The 17,511-nt window shown below is 61.9% G+C and carries 14 protein-coding genes; 10 read left to right on the plus strand and 4 right to left on the minus strand.

Features of this window, described 5'->3' with window-relative positions:
* Window positions 1–20: 20 nt before the first annotated feature.
* The gene (locus NR126_RS17890; RefSeq protein ID WP_256830757.1) at window positions 21–1,430 is read left to right on the plus strand and encodes a cytosine permease; all 1,410 of its coding nucleotides are present in this window, start codon (window positions 21–23) and stop codon (window positions 1,428–1,430) included.
* Window position 1,431: 1 nt separating this feature from the next.
* On the opposite strand, the gene NR126_RS17895 is transcribed toward NR126_RS17890, so the two are convergent.
* Entirely contained in the window at window positions 1,432–3,582 is a 2,151-nt protein-coding gene (locus tag NR126_RS17895) for a TonB-dependent siderophore receptor (protein WP_256830758.1), read from the minus strand.
* A 457-nt stretch (window positions 3,583–4,039) separates the two neighbouring features.
* On the opposite strand from NR126_RS17895, the gene NR126_RS17900 reads away from it, so the two are divergent.
* Window positions 4,040–4,540 (plus strand): hypothetical protein, encoded by a 501-nt coding sequence (locus NR126_RS17900; RefSeq protein WP_081786271.1) that lies wholly within the window; start codon window positions 4,040–4,042, stop codon window positions 4,538–4,540.
* A gap of 26 nt (window positions 4,541–4,566) precedes the next feature.
* On the opposite strand, the gene NR126_RS17905 is transcribed toward NR126_RS17900, so the two are convergent.
* Complete coding sequence (locus NR126_RS17905; RefSeq protein ID WP_027616251.1) at window positions 4,567–5,214, minus strand: helix-turn-helix domain-containing protein; 648 nt, start codon at window positions 5,212–5,214, stop codon at window positions 4,567–4,569.
* A gap of 448 nt (window positions 5,215–5,662) precedes the next feature.
* Here NR126_RS17905 and NR126_RS17910 point away from each other — a divergent pair, with 448 nt between their 5' ends.
* The 6 genes from NR126_RS17910 to NR126_RS17935 all read left to right on the plus strand — a co-directional run bounded on the left by NR126_RS17910 (window position 5,663) and on the right by NR126_RS17935 (window position 13,789).
* Window positions 5,663–7,714: an ATP-binding cassette domain-containing protein gene (locus NR126_RS17910; RefSeq protein ID WP_256351139.1), complete on the plus strand. Its 2,052-nt coding sequence runs from the start codon at window positions 5,663–5,665 to the stop codon at window positions 7,712–7,714.
* Between the two features lie 14 nt (window positions 7,715–7,728).
* Window positions 7,729–8,778: a glycine betaine ABC transporter substrate-binding protein gene (locus NR126_RS17915; protein WP_372826776.1), complete on the plus strand. Its 1,050-nt coding sequence runs from the start codon at window positions 7,729–7,731 to the stop codon at window positions 8,776–8,778.
* Entirely contained in the window at window positions 8,775–9,698 is a 924-nt protein-coding gene (locus NR126_RS17920; RefSeq protein ID WP_027616254.1) for a homocysteine S-methyltransferase family protein, read from the plus strand. The genes NR126_RS17915 and NR126_RS17920 overlap by 4 nt, the downstream gene beginning before the upstream one ends.
* Window positions 9,699–10,211: 513 nt before the next feature.
* Window positions 10,212–12,773, plus strand: a complete 2,562-nt coding sequence (gene nirB, locus NR126_RS17925) for a nitrite reductase large subunit NirB (protein WP_256830760.1) — start codon at window positions 10,212–10,214, stop codon at window positions 12,771–12,773.
* Complete coding sequence (gene nirD / locus NR126_RS17930; RefSeq protein WP_027616256.1) at window positions 12,773–13,165, plus strand: nitrite reductase small subunit NirD; 393 nt, start codon at window positions 12,773–12,775, stop codon at window positions 13,163–13,165. Before nirB ends, nirD begins: the two co-directional genes overlap by 1 nt.
* Before the next feature lie 183 nt (window positions 13,166–13,348).
* On the plus strand, window positions 13,349–13,789 hold the full coding sequence (locus tag NR126_RS17935; RefSeq protein WP_027616257.1) for a CBS domain-containing protein: 441 nt from the start codon (window positions 13,349–13,351) through the stop codon (window positions 13,787–13,789).
* Between the two features lie 12 nt (window positions 13,790–13,801).
* Here the strand turns inward: NR126_RS17935 and NR126_RS17940 are convergent, their stop codons facing one another.
* Entirely contained in the window at window positions 13,802–15,139 is a 1,338-nt protein-coding gene (locus NR126_RS17940) for an OprD family porin (protein ID WP_372826785.1), read from the minus strand.
* Between the two features lie 189 nt (window positions 15,140–15,328).
* Here NR126_RS17940 and NR126_RS17945 point away from each other — a divergent pair, with 189 nt between their 5' ends.
* A complete protein-coding gene (locus NR126_RS17945; RefSeq protein WP_218424808.1) occupies window positions 15,329–16,492 on the plus strand; it encodes a DUF1624 domain-containing protein in 1,164 nt (387 codons plus the stop codon).
* A gap of 355 nt (window positions 16,493–16,847) precedes the next feature.
* Here the strand turns inward: NR126_RS17945 and NR126_RS17950 are convergent, their stop codons facing one another.
* Window positions 16,848–17,030: a hypothetical protein gene (locus tag NR126_RS17950; protein WP_256830761.1), complete on the minus strand. Its 183-nt coding sequence runs from the start codon at window positions 17,028–17,030 to the stop codon at window positions 16,848–16,850.
* A gap of 137 nt (window positions 17,031–17,167) precedes the next feature.
* Here NR126_RS17950 and NR126_RS17955 point away from each other — a divergent pair.
* Window positions 17,168–17,511: contractile injection system protein, VgrG/Pvc8 family (locus NR126_RS17955; protein WP_256830762.1), on the plus strand; the 344-nt coding region annotated here is incomplete at its 3' end.

Raw genomic sequence — 17,511 nt, forward strand, 5'->3', positions numbered from 1 at the left:
AAATCCAGGAAATACCGTTCATGACCAAGGTCATCGATAACCCCAAGCGTCACTCACTGATCGAGTCGCGCTCGATCGATTTTATTCCCGAGGCCGAGCGTCATGGCAGCCTCTGGAGCCAATTCACCCTGTGGCTGGGAGCCAACCTGCAAATCACTGCCATCGTCACCGGCGCCCTGGCTGTAGTGCTGGGGGGCGACGTGTTCTGGTCGCTGATCGGACTGTTGCTTGGCCAGGTGCTGGGCGGCGCGGTGGTCGCGCTGCACGCCGCGCAAGGGCCGAAGCTCGGCTTGCCGCAGATGATTTCCAGCCGCGTGCAGTTCGGGGTCTATGGCGCGGCGATCCCGATCGTCCTGGTGTGCCTGATGTACCTCGGGTTCAGCGCTACGGGCGCAGTGCTTTCCGGGCAGGCGATTGCCCAGTTGATCGACGTCAGCGACAGCACCGGGATCCTGATCTTCGCCGCCAGCATCGCCTTCCTGACGATCTTCGGTTATCGGGTGATTCACATTGTCGGGCGAGTCGCCAGCGTGTTGGGGATCATCGCCTTTGCCTACCTGTTCACTCGCTTGCTGACGCTTAACGATATCGGCCTGTTGCTCGACAATCGCCACTTCAACTGGAGCACCTTCCTGCTGGCGGTGTCGCTGTCGGCTTCCTGGCAGATCGCCTTTGGCCCGTACGTGGCCGATTACTCGCGCTACTTGCCGAGCAACACGTCATCCTGGAAAACCTTCGCCGCCGTTGGCCTGGGCACGGTGCTCGGGGCGCAGGCGTCGATGGTCCTCGGGGTGTTCGCTGCTGCCTTGGCCGGGGCGAATTTCCGTGGCCATGAAGTGGCGACCATCGTTGGCCTGGGCAGCACTGGAGTGATGGCGTCGCTGTTGTACCTGAGCGTGGTCTTCGGCAAGGTCACGGTCTCGACCCTCAACGCCTACGGCAGCTTCATGTGCATCGCCACCATCATCAGCGGCTGGCGCCGGCGCCTGGAAATAAGCGCCGGGCAACGCATGGTCTTCGTCCTGCTGATCGTCGCCGCGTCCACCACCCTGGCGCTGCTGGGGCAGTACTCGTTCCTCAACTCGTTCAAGTACTTCATCCTGTTCCTGCTGACTTTCTTCACGCCGTGGAGCGCGATCAACCTGGTGGATTATTACTTCATCAACAAGGAACGCTACGACATCCCGGCCCTGTCCGACCCGGCGGGGCGCTATGGCGGCTGGAATGTGCTGGGCATCAGCGTGTACGTGATCGGCGTGCTGATCCAGTTGCCGTTTGTCGATACTCACTTTTATTCCGGAGCGATGGTCGCGCAGTTGGGTGGTGTGGACATTTCCTGGATCGTCGGGCTGGTGGTGCCGGGGGTGATGTACTACTGCCTGGCTCGGCCTGCGGGTGTGGCGGCGGGTCTGACACACCGAGGTGTCTGAATCAGAAGTTCACCGACGCGCTCAGGCGTGCGGTCAGCGGTGCACCCTGGAACAGGTAGTTGTCGCCCATGTATTCCCCGGCATCGCGCCAGTAACGCTTGTCGAACAGGTTGTCGACGCTCAGGCGAAACACCGTTTCATAACCGTCGATGCGCGTGCTGTAGCGGCTGCCAAGGTTGAATACGGCATAGGCTCCGGCTTGTGCCTCGCCTTGCTGGCTGGCGTATTTGCTGCCGCTGTATTGCACGCCACCCAGCAACGCCAGGCCATCGATCCAGGGCAGTGCGTAGTCGCCGTAGAGGCTGGCGCGCAGGGTCGGTACGTTGATCGTCTGGTGCCCTTCATAGGCGGGCGTGTCGCTGCCGCTGACCCGTGAACGGATCGCTGCGACAGTTGCGGAAATCTGCAGGCGCTGGCTTGCCCAACCATTGGCCGACAGCTCCAGGCCGGTGTTTTTCTGGTCACCCTGCTCGACGAAGGTGAAGCTGCCGTCGGCATTCGGCCGCGAATACTGGTAGGCCTGGCGGATCTCGAACAGCGCGGCGCCGAGGCTGATGCGCTGCCAGTCGTACTTGATCCCGGCCTCGATCTGCCGCGACACGCTGGGCGCGAGAATTTCGAAGGCGTTGCTGGCAAACCACGGCGCTTCGCTGCCCAAGGACAAGCCCTTGCTGTAACGGGTGTACAGCGCCAGCTCCGGCAGCGGTTTGTAGATCAATGCGGCCTGGGGCAGGAACTCATAGCGCTGGGTATGGCGCGTGGTGTCACCCTGGCTGTCGAAGGTTTCTTCGTCGAGGCGCACTTCGCGGGCGCCGAGTACGGTCTGCCACTGCTCGTTGAAACTGATCCTGTCGTTGAAAAACAGCCCGTACTGGCGGCTGTCGAGGTGGCGGTAGGCGTCGTTGAGCGGTCCCTGGTAGCGCGGGAAATCCTCGGGTTCGCTGTCGATGTTGGCGCTGCCGATCATCTGGTTGATCGGCTCGCGCTTGTCAACGATGCGCCGAAAGGCACTGCTGCCAACGGTGAGCTGATGACCGAGGCCTGCCGTGTCGAAGCGGCCGCTGAGGGTGGCCTGCACTTCGTCGTTGCGCCGGGTGTCGTCGGGGCTGCGGAAGTCGTAGAGGTCGTAATCGCCTTCGGCGCTGAAGTGATTGGGCACGGCCACATCGCTGCAACTGGCCGCCCCATAGCAGCCCCAGGCGAACGAGCTGTAGTCATCGATCACCACGCGACTGCGCGAGGCGCTGAGGTTGGCTTTCCAGGTGTCGCTGAAGCGGTATTCGAAATTGCCGTTGAGGTTCAGCGCGTCAGTGGTCACCTGATTGGCGCCGCTCTGGTGGGCGAGTAGCTTTTTGGGCGAGGCGTGGTGCGGCAACTCGGTGCCGCCGAGCAACTGATAGCCCGGCGCCGAACGCTGCTGACGGTTCTGGTATTCGACGTCGAGTTGCAGCAGGGCCGCGTCGCTGATGGTCCAGTCCAGGGCCAGCGCGGCAAAGTCGCGTTGGCCGTTGGTGTGCTCGACGTAAGAGTGGATGTCCTCGTGTGCGAGGTTGGCGCGCAGGCCGATCTGTTGTTCGCTGCCGAAGAACCCGCCGACGTCGGTGGCCAGGTAACCGCTGCCGCGATCATCGGTGGAGACCGTGACCGAGCGCACATCGGTCGGTCGCTTGGTCACGTAATTGACCAGCCCGCCGGGCTCGCTGACCCCGCTCTCAAGCCCCGCGAGGCCCTTGAGCAGTTCCACCTGCTGTTTGTTTTCCAGACCGACGTTCTGCTCGCCGGCGATGGTCCGGCCATTGATCTTGTAGCTGCTGGCCGCGTTCAGCGAGAAACCACGAACCACGAAGTTTTCGTAGTAGCCGATCGGCGCATAGCTCTGGCCCACCGAGGCATCGTTTTTCAATACGTCGCTGAGCAGGCGGGCCTGCTGGTCCTTGATCAGGGCATCGTTAATCACCGTGATCGAGGCCGGCGTGTCGAGCAACGGCGCTGCTTCGAAACCGCTGACAGAGGCCTCACTGGCCTGGTAACCGGACGGCTCCTCGGCGTTCACAGTGACCGCCGGCAGCAGGGTTTCAGCGGCCTGCGAGGGCAGGGCGCTGGACAGCAGCAGGCTGAAAGTCAGCGGGGAAGTCCGGTAAAGCCAATCCATGTAAAGCTCCTTGATGACTGAAATCCCTGGCCACGCGACCTCCGGGCACAGGTCAGCCACTGCGCGATGCGGCTGATTTTTTACGCGGCGCATCATACAAGACGATGATCATTGATGTGGGAGCGGGCTTGTCCGCGAAGGCGATCTGTTTGTGTACATCGCTTGCAAGCTCCCACAAAAAAACCACTCCAGTATTAGACCGTTTATTTCTCTGGGTTATTTGGATAGACACAAGACGCATATCCACGACACCAAAAACGCTGCCGCAGTCACCAATTTATCCGTTATCACATCCACCCTGCAGCGAAAGCATCCACTCCTGCGCAAGTCATCGCATTAACGCGGTTGGCGCAGTGTTTTCCGCTGCTGGATGGGCCTCTTGTCGTACGTTCGCCAGTCCCTAGAATCGGCGCCATCTACTTCACCTTGCCTTTCCAATCCTTCAGGGAGCTACACCATGATGAACGCCATGCAGATGCCAATGTCGATGCCGATGAACAGCCAAATGCCGATGATGGGCATGCCAATGATAATGGCGACCATGAGCTGCGAAATGATGGACGACGGCATGCTGTGCATCATGATGCCGGCCTCTGGCATGGACATGGGGATGTTCCGCAACAGCGCGCAAATGATGCAGATGATGATGAACTGCGGCATGCCGATGATGATGCACTGCGCCAACATGAGCATGATGTGCATGTCGGCATCGAGCATGAGCATGCCGATGATGGGCGCCATGATGCCGGTGATGGGCATGCCCATGCCTTCGATGAAATGCGTGATGGAGTGCAGTGTTCAAGACGACCGCATGCTGTGCAAGATCATGCCGATGGCGGGCATGAACATGGACATGATGAAGAACTGCTGCGCGCTGATGATGAAAATGATGAACGACTGCGGCATGCCAATGATGATGAGCTGCAACGGCATGCCGATGATGTGCTGCACCTGCTGATCAACGTGTTTGGCAGCGGCTGGGTTTTAATCCAGCCGCTCCGGATAGGTCACCACCAGGTAGGCCACGGCCTCGCTGTCGGCGGGGTTGCGGTAGCGGTGGGGCTGGTCGGCGTAGAACAGAATCGAGTCGCCCGTCGATAGCAGGTAGCGTTCATCATTGACGCTGATTTCCAACACGCCCTGCGCCACCACCAGGTTCTCCTGGACCCCCGGACCATGGCCTTCGCTGTGGTCCTCTCCCAAGGCGCTCAGGCGCAACTCATAGAATTCCGATTGGCGTGCCACGTCATACGGGAACAGCGCGCGGCTGACGAAGCTGCCACTGGCACTGACCAGACGTTTGCTCTGACTCGCGGACAGCACCGCGACACCTTCGAATGCGCGGTGCTCAAGAAAAGCCGCGACCGAGACTTTCAGGCCCTTGGCAATTTTGCACAGCACCTTGATCGACGGCACGCTGCGTCCGGATTCGATTTGCGCCAGCATCGCCCGGCTGACGCCACACTGGCGGGCAAGGGCGTCCAGCGACAGGTGCCGCTTGGCCCTTAGCCGCTGCAGGTTCTGCGCGACCCGATCGCAGATTGGCTCCTCTTGCGCAGTTTGCAGATTGTTCAGGTCCTCCAGCGGTTCATCGGCGCTGGCAAGAAAGCGCAGGGGGCCGAAGGCATTCATGCGTGATGGGTCCGAATGAGGGACGTGGGCGCCCAGCTGAAGGCGGGCCCGGTGGCCTGAAGTGCGTACATATCCCACATGGCCCGTGCCCGCTGCTGGGCCAGTTTGCGTGTGCGGTAGCGGGCGAAATCGATGAGTTGGGCTGTCGGCTTCATGGGGCACTTCACTGTGATGATGAATGACGGGATGGGCTGAGCCTACTCGCGATCTGTTATATCGATAAATACTGATTATCTATTTGTTAATTCCTTTCGGTTATTTAAAGCACTCCCATTCAGTACTGGCCATCGACCTAAGCTAATTCCAAAAAAGTATTTATTTCAGATTTTTAAGATCGATTAGCTTTATGTCGTCAGGGTGTACTGCGCCTGGGACGCCATGCTGTTTTGGCGTCAGGCGTGCCCGCTCCAAGCTTTTCCTTTCCTATCGGGCGATGACTCTTGTGACCATTCTTCAAACCCCTCCCGCCCGTGGCTCGATCGACACCCTGGCTGCGCGTGACGCCGACGTGGTACTTGAGCTGCGCAATGTAACCAAGGCCTATGGGCCATTGCAGTCGAAGGCCCCGGCCGTGAGCAATGTCAGCCTCAAGGTGCGGCGCGGTGAAGTGCTGTGCCTGATGGGCACCTCCGGCAGCGGCAAGTCGACCTTGCTGCGGCATATCAATCGGCTGATCGAACCGTCCAGTGGCGAGGTGTTGATCGAAGGACAGGCCATTAGTGCCTTAAACAGCAAGGCATTACGTGAATTGCGTTCGCGGCGTATCGGCATGGTGTTCCAGCATTTCGGCCTGCTGCCCCATCGCACGGTGCTGGACAACGTGGCCTTGCCCTTGGAGTTGCGCGGCGAATCGGAAGCGCTCCGGCATGCAGCCGCCGCCCAGCAACTGCAGGCGGTGGGGTTGCAAGGCTGGGGTGAGCATTATCCCCACGAGTTGTCTGGCGGCATGCGCCAACGTGTCGGGCTGGCCCGGGCGCTGGTGACCGAGCCGGACATCCTGCTGATGGACGAACCGTTCAGCGCCCTCGACCCGACCATCCGCCGTGACTTGCAGGAGCATTTCCTCAGCCTGGCCCGCGAGCGCGGGATCAGTACCTTGCTGGTCACCCATGACCCGGCCGAAGCCTTGCGCCTGGCCGACCGGATCGCCGTGCTGCGCCAGGGTCAACTGGTGCAACTGGGCACGCCGCAGCAACTGCTGGAGCAACCCGCCGACGCCGAAGTGGCGGATTTCTTTCGTGATTGCCTGCCGGGCGCCAGTGCGCAGCAGGCAGCCAAGCCGACCAAGGTCGCCGATCAACCTCAGAGCCACAGCCTCAGCCCAGGTCTGCCCGCGTGGCAAGCGCTGTTGCTGGGGCCGGCGGCGCTCGCGTCGCGGGGCAAGGGTGGGCTGTTCTGGCTGGGCTTTGCCAGCGAACTCGCGGCATTGGCGACGCTGGCCCAAGGGCTGGTCGCCGGGTCCTGGTTGCCGGTGCTGATCGGCGCATTGCTGCTGCTCGCCAGTCGCTGGACCGCGCTGTCGCTGAGTGCCCAGCCGTTGCGCGCCCGTCCGAGCAATTGGCTGTTGCCATTAACGGTGCTGCTGGTCAGCCAGGCGTTGGTGGTCTGGCGGGTGATCACCCCGGATACCAGTGGCGCCTTACTTCAGTTCCCGGCCAACCGCCAGCTACTGCTGCTGACGGCGCAGAGCATCGATCAATTCATCAGTTGGTCCCAGGTGACGTTCGAGGGCGCGTTTGTCGGGGTCATCGTCGCGGTGCGCACGGTGATCGAAGGCATCGAAAATGTCCTCGGCTGGCTGCCGTGGCCGGTCGCGGCGCTGGCCCTGGTGTTCCTCGCCTGGCGCTCGGCGGGCCTGGCACTGGCGCTGACCAGCAGTCTCGCGCTGCTTTATATCGGCCTGTTCGGCTTCTGGGACAGGACTATCGCGACACTGGCGCTGGTCGGTTCTTCGGTGCTGATTGCCCTGGTGCTCGGCGTGCCCACCGGCATCCTGCTGGCGAAACGCGCGTTGGCACGCCGGCTGATTACGCCGTTGCTGGACGTGATGCAGACGCTGCCGACCTTCGTGTACCTGATCCCGGCCGTGGCGTTCTTCTCGGTCGGCAAGACCCCGGCGGTGATCGCCACGGTGATCTTCGCCCTGGCGCCGATGATTCGCCTGACCTCACTGGGCATTCAGGAAGTCCCCAAGGATGCCGTCGAGGCGGCGGTCGCCCACGGCGCCAGCCCCTGGCAAACCCTGATCAAGGTGCAACTGCCGCTGGCGCGTCGCTCGTTGTTGCTGGGCATCAACCAGACCCTGGTGATGAGCCTGTCGATGGTGGTGGTCGCCGCCCTGATCGGTGCCGGTGGCCTGGGCTACGACGTGATGACCGCGTTGCGCAACATCAAGGGCGGCGAGGGCATGCTCGCCGGCGCAGCGATTGTCCTGTGCGCGCTGATCCCGGATCGAATCATTCAATCGAGCTTGCGCAAGCAAGCCCCGACCTACTCCTGAACGTGAGGCTTATCGTGAACAAACCCTTATCACGCACCCTGGGTGCCGTCGCATTACTGGCCGCCCTGGTGGCTCCACAGACGTTGCTGGCCAAGGAAAAAATCGTCATTGGCGAGCAGAACTGGACCGGTGCCATCGCGATCCAGAACATCCTCGGCGAGGTCATCAGCAGCCGTCTCGATGGCGATGTCTCGTACGTGGCCGGCGACGTCGCGGTGCTGTTGAGCGCAGCGGCCAAGGGCGATGGTTCGGTGGATGTGCTGACCGACATCTGGTTGCCCAACCAGTCGGCAGCCTGGGCCAAATACGTCACTGGCGCCAAGCCAACGCTGGTGCCCAACGTCCATCCTTATGCGGGCGAGCAGGGCTTCTACATCCCGGGCTACTTGCAGGACAAGTACGGGGTCAAGTCAGTGTATGACCTGAAGAAGCCCGAAGTGGCGAAATTCTTCGAGCCGCTGGGCGGTGGCAAGGCGCAGTTGCTGGTGGGCCCAGCCGGTTGGGAGTCGACCTACATCGGGCAGATCAAGGCCAAGGATTATGGTTTTGCCGACAAGTTTGAGGCGGTCTCCACGGAAGCCTCGGTGACTTACTCGAAACTGGCCAGCGCCTACAAGGCCGAACGCGGTGTGGTGTTCTATGCCTACACCCCGGACTGGATCTTCTCCGCGTACGACCTGCGTCGCCTCGAAGAGCCGGCGTTCGACGGTTACGCCCAGGACAACAAGAAGGGCGACCCACTGTACAAGGCTGACGGTTGCTGGAAATTCATCAGCCCGACGGTCGATCCTGATTGGCTGAACAAGAGTCAGATCACCTGCGCCTTCCCGGATGCTCGGGTCCACGTGCTGGCTTCCGCCGCCCTGCAACAGCGGGCGCCGAAAATTGCCGAGTTCCTGCGTAATGTCGCCATCGACCCGGCCCAGCTCAACGAGCTGATCCTCAAGATCGAAAAAGAGCAGCAGCCGGCGGATGTGGTGGCCAAGGCGTGGGTCCAGGACCATGCCAGTACCGTGGATCAATGGTTGTCGGGCGCGGCGCCGAAAGTGAGTGCGATCCCATGAGCCAGCCTTCCTTGCGGTTACTCGACGGTGGCATGGGCCGGGAACTGGCGCGCATCGGCGCCCCGTTCCGCCAGCCGGAATGGTCGGCGCTGGCCTTGATCGAGGCGCCGCAGTACGTGCTCCAGGCGCACCAGGCGTTTATCCGTGCCGGAGCGCGGATCATCACCAGCAACAGTTACGCGGTGGTGCCCTTTCATATCGGCGAGCAGCGTTTCGCCGAACATGGCCTGGCGTTGGCCGAGCGGGCGGGGCGCCTGGCGCGGCAGGCGGCGACCCAGAGTGGCGAGGTGGTCAGTGTCGCCGGTTCGCTACCGCCGGCCCTCGGTTCCTATCGCCCGGACTTGTTCGATCACCGGCAATCGGTGGCGATCCATCGCCAGTTGATCGCCGGCCTACGGGCCTATGTCGACGTCTGGCTGGCGGAAACCCAGAGCTCCATCGCCGAGGTCGAGGCGGTGGCCGAAGCTCTGTCCGAGGACAGCAAGCCATTGTGGCTGTCGTTCACCTTGAGCGATGACCTCGGCGAACCGCCGCGCCTGCGTTCCGGCGAGCCGGTGGCCGAGGCGGTGCGGGTGGCGGCGGGGTTGGGGGCTGCGGCGGTGCTCTTCAATTGCAGCCAGCCGGAAGTCATGGGCGCGGCACTGGCCGAGGCCGGCAAGGTGGTCAAGGCGCTGGGCCTGGACATCGAGCTTGGGGTCTACGCCAATGCCTTCCCGGCCGTGGCTGAAGACGCCAAGGCCAATAGCACCTTGCTGGAGATCCGCGCCGACCTGGGCCCGGAACCTTACCTGCAGTGGTCGCGGACCTGGGTCGCGGCGGGGGCCAGTATCGTTGGCGGCTGCTGCGGCATCGGGCCGGAGCATATCGAACAGTTGCATCGGCATTTGCAGGGAGCTTTTTCTGGTGATGTGCCGGATTGATGTACGACCCTGTAGGAGCTTGCCAGCGAAGGCGGTGGGTCTGACACCCCCAGGTGTCTGAATCGCTAGCAGGCTCCCATTAGATTCTAGGTCGATCCTAAGATCTGTGGTCACCGCAAAATCCCCTACGGATGCACTGTTATAAAGCCGCCCCCCTCATCCGTGCACTAAGCCAAGCCACGCCGCAGGGTCAGCGCCGGGATTGGCAACTCGCTTCGCGCACCCGCCAATTCCCCGGAAAGGCCGCTCTACGGGCTTCGCAGCCAGTTCGAAAGCACTCGCTCATAAAACTGGCACAAACGCTGCAACACCTCCCGCAGGCCCACCGCGAACACAGTCGAGTGGGCAGCCCCCTCGGTCAACGACGATCGATTGGCCGCAGAGGTCGTGGGCAACAGCGACAAGCCGGGCACAGCAGTCCGGCGGCATCGCAGACGAACAGGCAAAGACGCCTGGAACCGCAAGGTTTCAGGCGTTTTTTTTTGGCTTTTGAACAGTGACCTGGTGCTACCTATGAACCCCAATGTTGCCCCGTTGAACTCCTCGCAAACGCTGATCGTGATCGGCAATGGCATGGTCGGTCACCACTGTGTCGAACAGTTGATCGAGCGCGGTGCCCTTGAGCACTATCAATTGCACGTCTTCAGTGAAGAGCCGATGCGCGCTTACGACCGCGTGCACCTGTCCGAGTATTTCACCGGGCGCGATGCCGAGTCGCTGGCGCTGTCCGCGGCGGCGCTGTACCAGACGCCGGGGGTGACCCTGCACCTGGGCGTGCCGGTGCTGGAGATCGACCGCGCCGCCCGCCAGGTGCTCACCGCGCAAGGGGCCACCGCCTACGACAAGCTGATCATCGCCACCGGCTCCTTTCCCTTCGTGCCGCCAGTCGAAGGTGCTGCCGGTGACTCGCGCCTGGTCTATCGCACCTTGGCCGACCTCGACGCGATCCGCGCCGCCGCCCGTAACGCCCGCCGTGGCGTGGTGGTTGGCGGTGGGCTGCTCGGCCTGGAGGCGGCCAACGCCCTCAAGAGCCTGGGCCTGGAAGCCCATGTGGTGGAGTTCGCGCCGCGCCTGATGCCGGTGCAACTGGATGAACTCGGTGGCCAGGCGCTCAAAGCGCAGATCGAACGGCTCGGCGTTGGCGTGCACCTGTCTTGCGCCACCCAGTCGATCACTGCCGGCGAGCAGTACCGCTACCGGATGAATTTTGCCAACGAGCAGCACCTGGAAGCCGACCTGATCGTGTTCTCCGCCGGGATTCGTCCGCAGGACAATCTGGCCCGTCAGTGCGCGCTGGAAATCGGCCCGCGCGGTGGGGTGGTGATCGACGACCAGTGCCTGAGCAGCGACCCGGACATCTACGCGATAGGCGAATGCGCCGCCTGGAACGGCAGCCTGTTCGGCCTGGTCGCCCCCGGCTACCAAATGGCCCGCAACGTTGCCGCGCAGTTGTGCGAGCAGCCGGCCGAGCCGTTCCTCGGCGCGGACATGTCGACCAAGCTGAAATTGCTCGGCGTCGACGTCGGTTCCATCGGCGACGCCCATGCCCACACCCCGGGCGCGCGCAGCTACCAGTTCATCGACGAGGCCAGCGCCAGCTACCGGCGGCTGGTGGTCGACGCCAGCGGCAAGCACGTCCTCGGCGCGGTGCTGGTGGGCGACAACAGCTACTACGATACCTTGTTGCAATACGCGCAGAACGGCATCGCCTTGCCCGCCGAACCGGCCAGCCTGATCCTGCCGTCCTCGGCCGGCGCACCGACCCTCGGCCCCGGCGCCTTACCCGATGCGGCGATGGTCTGTTCCTGCCACAACGTCAGCAAGGGCGCTATCTGCTCGGCCATCGATGGCGGTTGCAGCGACCTCGGCCAACTCAAGGCACAGACCAAGGCCTGCACCGGTTGTGGTGGTTGCGCCGGGCTGCTCAAACAGGTTTTCGAACACGAACTGATCGCCCGTGGCGTCAGTGTCGACAAGAGCCTGTGCGAGCATTTCGCCTATACCCGCCAGGAGCTTTATGGGCTGGTGCGGGTCGAGGGCCTGTTGAGTTTCGAAGAAGTGCTGGCGCGTCACGGCCGTGGTCACACCGGCTGCACAGTGTGCAAGCCGGCGGTGGGTTCGATCCTCGCGTCGTGCTGGAACCAGCCGATCATGGACGCCTCGCTGGTGCCGTTGCAGGACACCAACGACACCTTCATGGCCAACATGCAGAAGAACGGCACCTACTCGGTGGTGCCGCGGATTGCTGGCGGCGAAATCACCGCCGACAAGCTGATCGTGATCGGTCAAGTCGCAAAAAAATACGACCTCTACACCAAAATCACCGGCGGCCAGCGCATCGACTTGTTCGGCGCCCAGTTGCATCAGTTGCCGCAAATCTGGAGTGAGCTGATCGAGGCCGGTTTCGAGACCGGCCACGCCTACGGTAAATCGACCCGCACGGTGAAGTCCTGCGTCGGCAGCACCTGGTGCCGCTACGGCGTGCAGGACAGCGTGGCCATGGCCTTGTTGATCGAGGATCGCTACAAGGGCCTGCGCTCGCCGCACAAACTCAAGTTCGCGGTCTCGGGCTGCACTCGCGAGTGCGCCGAAGCGCAGAGCAAGGACGTCGGAGTGATCGCCACCGAGAAGGGCTGGAACCTGTACATCTGCGGCAACGGCGGCATGCGCCCACGTCATGCCGAGCTGTTCGCCACCGATCTGGATGACGCCAGCCTGATTCGCTACATCGACCGCTTCCTGATGTTCTACATCCGCACCGCCGACAAATTGCAGCGCACCTCGGTCTGGCGCGAGAGCCTGGAAGGTGGTCTCGACTACCTCAAGCAGGTGATCCTCGACGACAGCCTCGGCCTGGGCGACGAGCTCGAGTCGCAGATGCAACTGGTGGTCGACCGCTACGAATGCGAGTGGGCCAACGCCCTCAAGGACCCGGAAAAACTCAAGCGTTTCCGCACCTTCGTCAACGACGACCGCGCCGACCCGGCCATCCATTTTGTCGAGGAGCGTGGGCAGCGTCGGCCGATCATGGCTGCTGAACTCAACCTTATCCCTGTCACCGAGGAGTCTGTCTGATGAGCCTGTCCACTTCCCAGCGTGTCGAAACCCTAGCTGTGATCGAACCGTCCACCGCTTGGCAGGCGGTGTGCCGCGAGCAGGATCTGGTGAGCAATTCCGGGGTCGTGGTGTGGCTCGATGGCGACCAGGTGGCGCTGTTCTACCTGCCCGATGCCGAGGGTCGCACCCTGTACGCCATCGACAACCACGACCCGCAGTCGGGGGCCAACGTCATCGGCCGCGGCCTGATCGCCAACCTTAAGGGCGACCTGGTGGTCGCCTCGCCGCTGTACAAACAGCACTTTCGCCTGGAAGACGGCCACTGCCTGGAACACCCGCAGCAGCGTTTGCGTGTGTGGCCGGTACGGTTGCAGGATGGGGTGGTGCAGGTTGGGGCAGTGCGAAGCTGACACTGCTCAGTGCTTTCTGCTTTCTGTGGGAGCTGCCCGGGCGGCTCCTACAGATTTTCGGGGACACACGAGCTGTGCGGGCGCTGCACCCCCTGTAGGAGCGAGCCTGCTCGCGATGAACCAGAGAGCGCCGCGAACATCCAGAATGCCCGCATCATCGCCCTAAAAACACGGGAGTCAGGTATGAAAACAGCCGCACAACTGCTCAAGCTCAAGGCCGCACAGAACCGCCAGGTGCACAGCATTACCCCCGAGGCGATGGTGCTCGATGCGCTGAAAATCATGGCCGAGAAAAACGTCGGGGCCTTGCCGGTGATCGAGGCGGGGCAGGTGGTCGGGGTCATCAGCGAACGCGACTATGCGCGCAAGGTGGTGTTGCAGGGGCGTTCGTCAGTGGGCACGCCGGTGCGCGCAATCATGAGTTCGCCGGTGGTCACCGCCGACAGCCAGCAGAGCATCGAGCGCTGCATGGCGGTCATGACCGACAGCCACCTGCGTCATCTACCGGTGCTGGAAGCCGGACAACTGATCGGCCTGCTGTCGATTGGCGACCTGGTCAAGGAAGCCAGCGTTGAACAGGCCAGGCTGATCCAGCAGCTGGAGCATTACATTCGCGGCGATTGATCGACACCGCGATCAAAACATCCCACTCAACGGATACTCGACCGCCAAACGAATCTGATCGGTGTCGAGTTCCGCCTGGGCAGTGTTGCCGCGGTGCAAGTTATGCCGCAGCGACAGGGTCAGGTCCTTGGCCGGGCCGCTCTGCACCACGTAACGTGCTTCCAGATCACGCTCCCAGTGCTTGCCGCCCTGGCCGTAACCGAGGTAGGCGTAGCCGCCGGCCGGGTCGACGTGACGCCCATCGATCCCACTGCCGCGCACATAAGCGGCACTGAGCACCAGCCCCGGCCAACCAAAAGCCTGCATGGCGAGGTCGTAGCGGGCCTGCCAGGACTGCTCGTTCGGCGCGTTGAAGTCCGACAGTTGCAAGGCATTGGTGATAAAAATCGCCCCACGGGTCACATAGTCGAAAGGGCTGTCGCCATCGACCTTCTGGTAGCCAAGGCTGAAGGTGTGGGCGCCGTTACGGTAGCTGGAAAGCAAACTCCAGGTGGTGTTGTCGATAGTGCCCGACCAGGCCCGGCCGGTGTCCTGGGTGCGGTACAGATTCAAATCGACTGACAGCGACTGGTCGCCTCCCAGGCTGTAGCTGTAACTGCTACCCAGGTAATGCTGGCGCCAGTTGTCGGCATAGCGCGAGGTGTAGAGGCTGGTGGACAGGCCATCGATACCGTCGTAGACCACCCCAGCGAGATCGAAGTCATTGCCCTGTCGGCCATTGGAATAATTGACCACGAACCCCTGGTCGTGACTCGAGGCATTGCGGTCGGTGCTTTCGGTGAAGTGTCCGCCGACCATTTTCAGCCCGCTGATTTCCTGACTGTTGATGAAAATCCCGGTGGCGGTCTCCGGCAGCAGGCGGCTGTCGGACGAACTGAAGACCGGGGTTTTCACCCGTTGTTCGCCGTAGCTCAGGGTGGTCTTCGATGCACGCAACTTCAATGCTGCGCCGCCTCGGGCGAACTGGTCCTTGGGATAACCCTCGTTGTCGACCCCCAGCAAGCGCGCCTTGCCAGCACGGCCGCCGCCACTGTCGAGTTGGCGGGCGTAGTAGGTATGGGCGTCGAGGCCTACGCCGATCAGGCCCTGGGTGAAGCCCGACTGCAGGCTGCCCATCAATCCGTAACCCCATTCCTCGGCATAACCGTTACGTTCGCTGCGCGGTTTGTAGGTATTGCGTGCGGCGTTATTGCGCGCGCCGTTGCGGTATTCGCGGTGGTCGTAGACGGTGCGATTGAGCAGGCTCCAGGTGCTGTCCTCGATGAAGCCCTGGCTCTGTTCCTGGGAGGGTGCCGCAGACAGCGAAGTGGTTTGAGCAGCCAGGGCGAGTGGCAGGGCGAAGCGGTTGATTCTGGGCACAACGAGATTCCTTGCAGACCCCGCCGGCAGTCTCTGAATCGCCATGGGGCAGGGGCTAGAGCCTCCGGTTGGCGATCGACGGGGTTTCGAATAGGTTGCGTAATGTAATACTATTACGTAAATTTGCAAGCTTTATGGCCTGCAGGCCACTTCCTTCACCTTCTGCGTTGTGAAATGCCCATGACCTCTGCTGTCCTTCGCCCCATTGCCGCCACCCGGCTGCTGTCCATCGATGCCCTGAGGGGATTGGTGATTCTGTTCATGCTGCTCGACCACGTGCGCGAAACGTTTTTCCTGCATCGCCAGGTCAGCGACCCGATGGACATCACCAGCACCGAACCCGAACTGTTCCTCAGCCGCACCCTGGCGCATTTGTGCGCGCCGGTGTTCGTCCTGCTCACCGGTTTGTCGGCTTACCTGTATGGCGAGAAATACGCCGGCAAGGCCGATGTCAGTACCTTCCTGTTCAAGCGCGGACTGTTCCTGGTGCTGCTGGAAATCACCCTGGTCAACTTCGCCTGGACCTTCCAGTTCCCGCCGAGCGTGATCTACCTGCAAGTGATCTGGGCCATCGGCCTGAGCATGCTCGCCTTGTCGGCGATGGTCTGGCTGCCGCGCGCGGTGTTGCTGGTGCTCAGCCTGCTGATCATCGCCGGGCACAACCTGTTGGACGGTCTGCACTTCGGTCTTGAGTCGGCGATGCACGTACCGTGGGCGGTGCTGCATGATCGCGGCTGGATCGAGTTGGGCGACGGTTTGCGCTTGCGCACGTCCTATCCGCTGCTGCCGTGGATCGGGGTGATTGGTTTGGGCTATGCCCTCGGTCCGTGGTTTGCCCAGGGTGTCGATGCCTCGCGGCGTCAGCGCGCCTTGCTGGTGGCTGGATTGGGCGGGTTGGCGGGTTTTGTCGGTTTGCGCCTGCTCAATGGGTATGGCGAGAAGCCGTGGGTGTCGGCGGATGCTGTGGGGCAGACGCTGATGAGTTTTTTCAACATCACCAAGTATCCGCCGTCGCTGCTGTTTCTCACCTTGACCTTGAGTCTTGGGCTGCTGTTGTTGCTATGGTTCGAGCGCCGCCAGAACAGCCGCTGGATCCTCGCCCTGACGGTGTTCGGCTCGGCGCCGATGTTTTTCTACCTGCTGCATTTGTATGTGCTGAAGTTTGCCTATCTGGCAGCGGTGGCGGGGTTTGGGTTGAATCAGGGGAGTTACTTTGGCTTTGATTCGATGGGGTGGGTTTGGCTGGTGGCGGTGGGGTTGGCGGTGGGGTTGTACCTGCCGGTGCGGTGGTTTTCGCGGTTGAAGGGGCGGCGCAGGGATTTGCGGTGGTTGAAGTATTTTTGAGAGGGTAGGGTTTTCCGGTGTACATCCCGTTTATGTACATATCCATTCCTGGGGTAACGGCCGCTTATGGTTGCGCCCTTACGGCGCCTCACTTTTTTTGGGACTGTCAGATTTTTTGTGTGCGGGCCCAGCAAAAAAATAAGCAAAAAAGGCTTGCCCCAGCGTCCGGCCGCTCGCTAAGGCTCGGGGTCCCTTCGCTCCGGCATCCATCCGTGGGTCATCGCCGCCGGTTGGCTTCGCTGGCACCTCCTCTCGATGACTGCGGCTGCGCCGCAGCGCGCTACGCGCTTCCCCCGGATGAATACCTGCGCTCAGCCTTCCGAAAGGGGCGGGTGGATCAAGATCAAGATCAAGATCAAAAGCCAAAGCCAAAGCCAAAGCCTTCTTGTGCCTGATGATATTCAATGTGCTCCTCATCAAGCAGGACATTGATTGCTGTATGAGCGCGAAATTCGGAGTGATGGACAGCAGAGGTGGAGGCAACGAAGCGCGCTTTTAGCGCAAATTGAAGACGATGCCGTGATCCTGTGACATCCATTAAAGAGCCATCCTACACACCAAACCGAATCGTCTGATACCCACAGTTATCCCCTTCGTGAAAGCCTTCCAGCGCTTTATCGGGGGTGGGAAACGTCCTTCCCGAGCACTCTAAACCAGTCCAGGGAAGTACGAATTGTGTCCAGCAGTCCGCGTGTATTTTACAACCACAGCCGCCACACCCTCGAAATCAACAATCTTCAGGCCCCCATCGACGTCCTCACTTTCGACGGCGTCGAAGGCCTGAGCCAGCCCTTCCTCTACACCATCGAATTCACCAGCACCGAGCAGGACATCAGCGTCGAGCAGGTGCTCAATCAGCGTGCCTGGTTCAGCTTGCACGCGCCACCGGTGAAGAATCTCGTGTTCTTTCAAACCCCGGTGTCCACGCTTTTGCGCACCTTTTATGGGGTGATCACCGGCTTTCAGCGCCTATCCGCCAGCCGCGACGAGGCGCGCTATTCGGTCACCCTGCAACCGCG

The organism is Pseudomonas sp. Pse1, from assembly GCF_024519635.1.
GTDB lineage: Bacteria > Pseudomonadota > Gammaproteobacteria > Pseudomonadales > Pseudomonadaceae > Aquipseudomonas.

Coding starts and splice junctions, on each gene's coding strand:
- NR126_RS17935 (WP_027616257.1), top strand. CDS start 13,349: ATGAAAACAGCCGCACAACTGCTCAAGCTCAAGGCCGCACAGAACCGC.
- NR126_RS17945 (WP_218424808.1), top strand. CDS start 15,329: ATGACCTCTGCTGTCCTTCGCCCCATTGCCGCCACCCGGCTGCTGTCC.
- NR126_RS17890 (WP_256830757.1), top strand. CDS start 21: ATGACCAAGGTCATCGATAACCCCAAGCGTCACTCACTGATCGAGTCG.
- NR126_RS17895 (WP_256830758.1), bottom strand. CDS start 3,582: ATGGATTGGCTTTACCGGACTTCCCCGCTGACTTTCAGCCTGCTGCTG.
- NR126_RS17905 (WP_027616251.1), bottom strand. CDS start 5,214: ATGAATGCCTTCGGCCCCCTGCGCTTTCTTGCCAGCGCCGATGAACCG.
- NR126_RS17900 (WP_081786271.1), top strand. CDS start 4,040: ATGATGAACGCCATGCAGATGCCAATGTCGATGCCGATGAACAGCCAA.
- nirB (WP_256830760.1), top strand. CDS start 10,212: ATGAACCCCAATGTTGCCCCGTTGAACTCCTCGCAAACGCTGATCGTG.
- NR126_RS17920 (WP_027616254.1), top strand. CDS start 8,775: ATGAGCCAGCCTTCCTTGCGGTTACTCGACGGTGGCATGGGCCGGGAA.
- nirD (WP_027616256.1), top strand. CDS start 12,773: ATGAGCCTGTCCACTTCCCAGCGTGTCGAAACCCTAGCTGTGATCGAA.
- NR126_RS17950 (WP_256830761.1), bottom strand. CDS start 17,030: ATGGATGTCACAGGATCACGGCATCGTCTTCAATTTGCGCTAAAAGCG.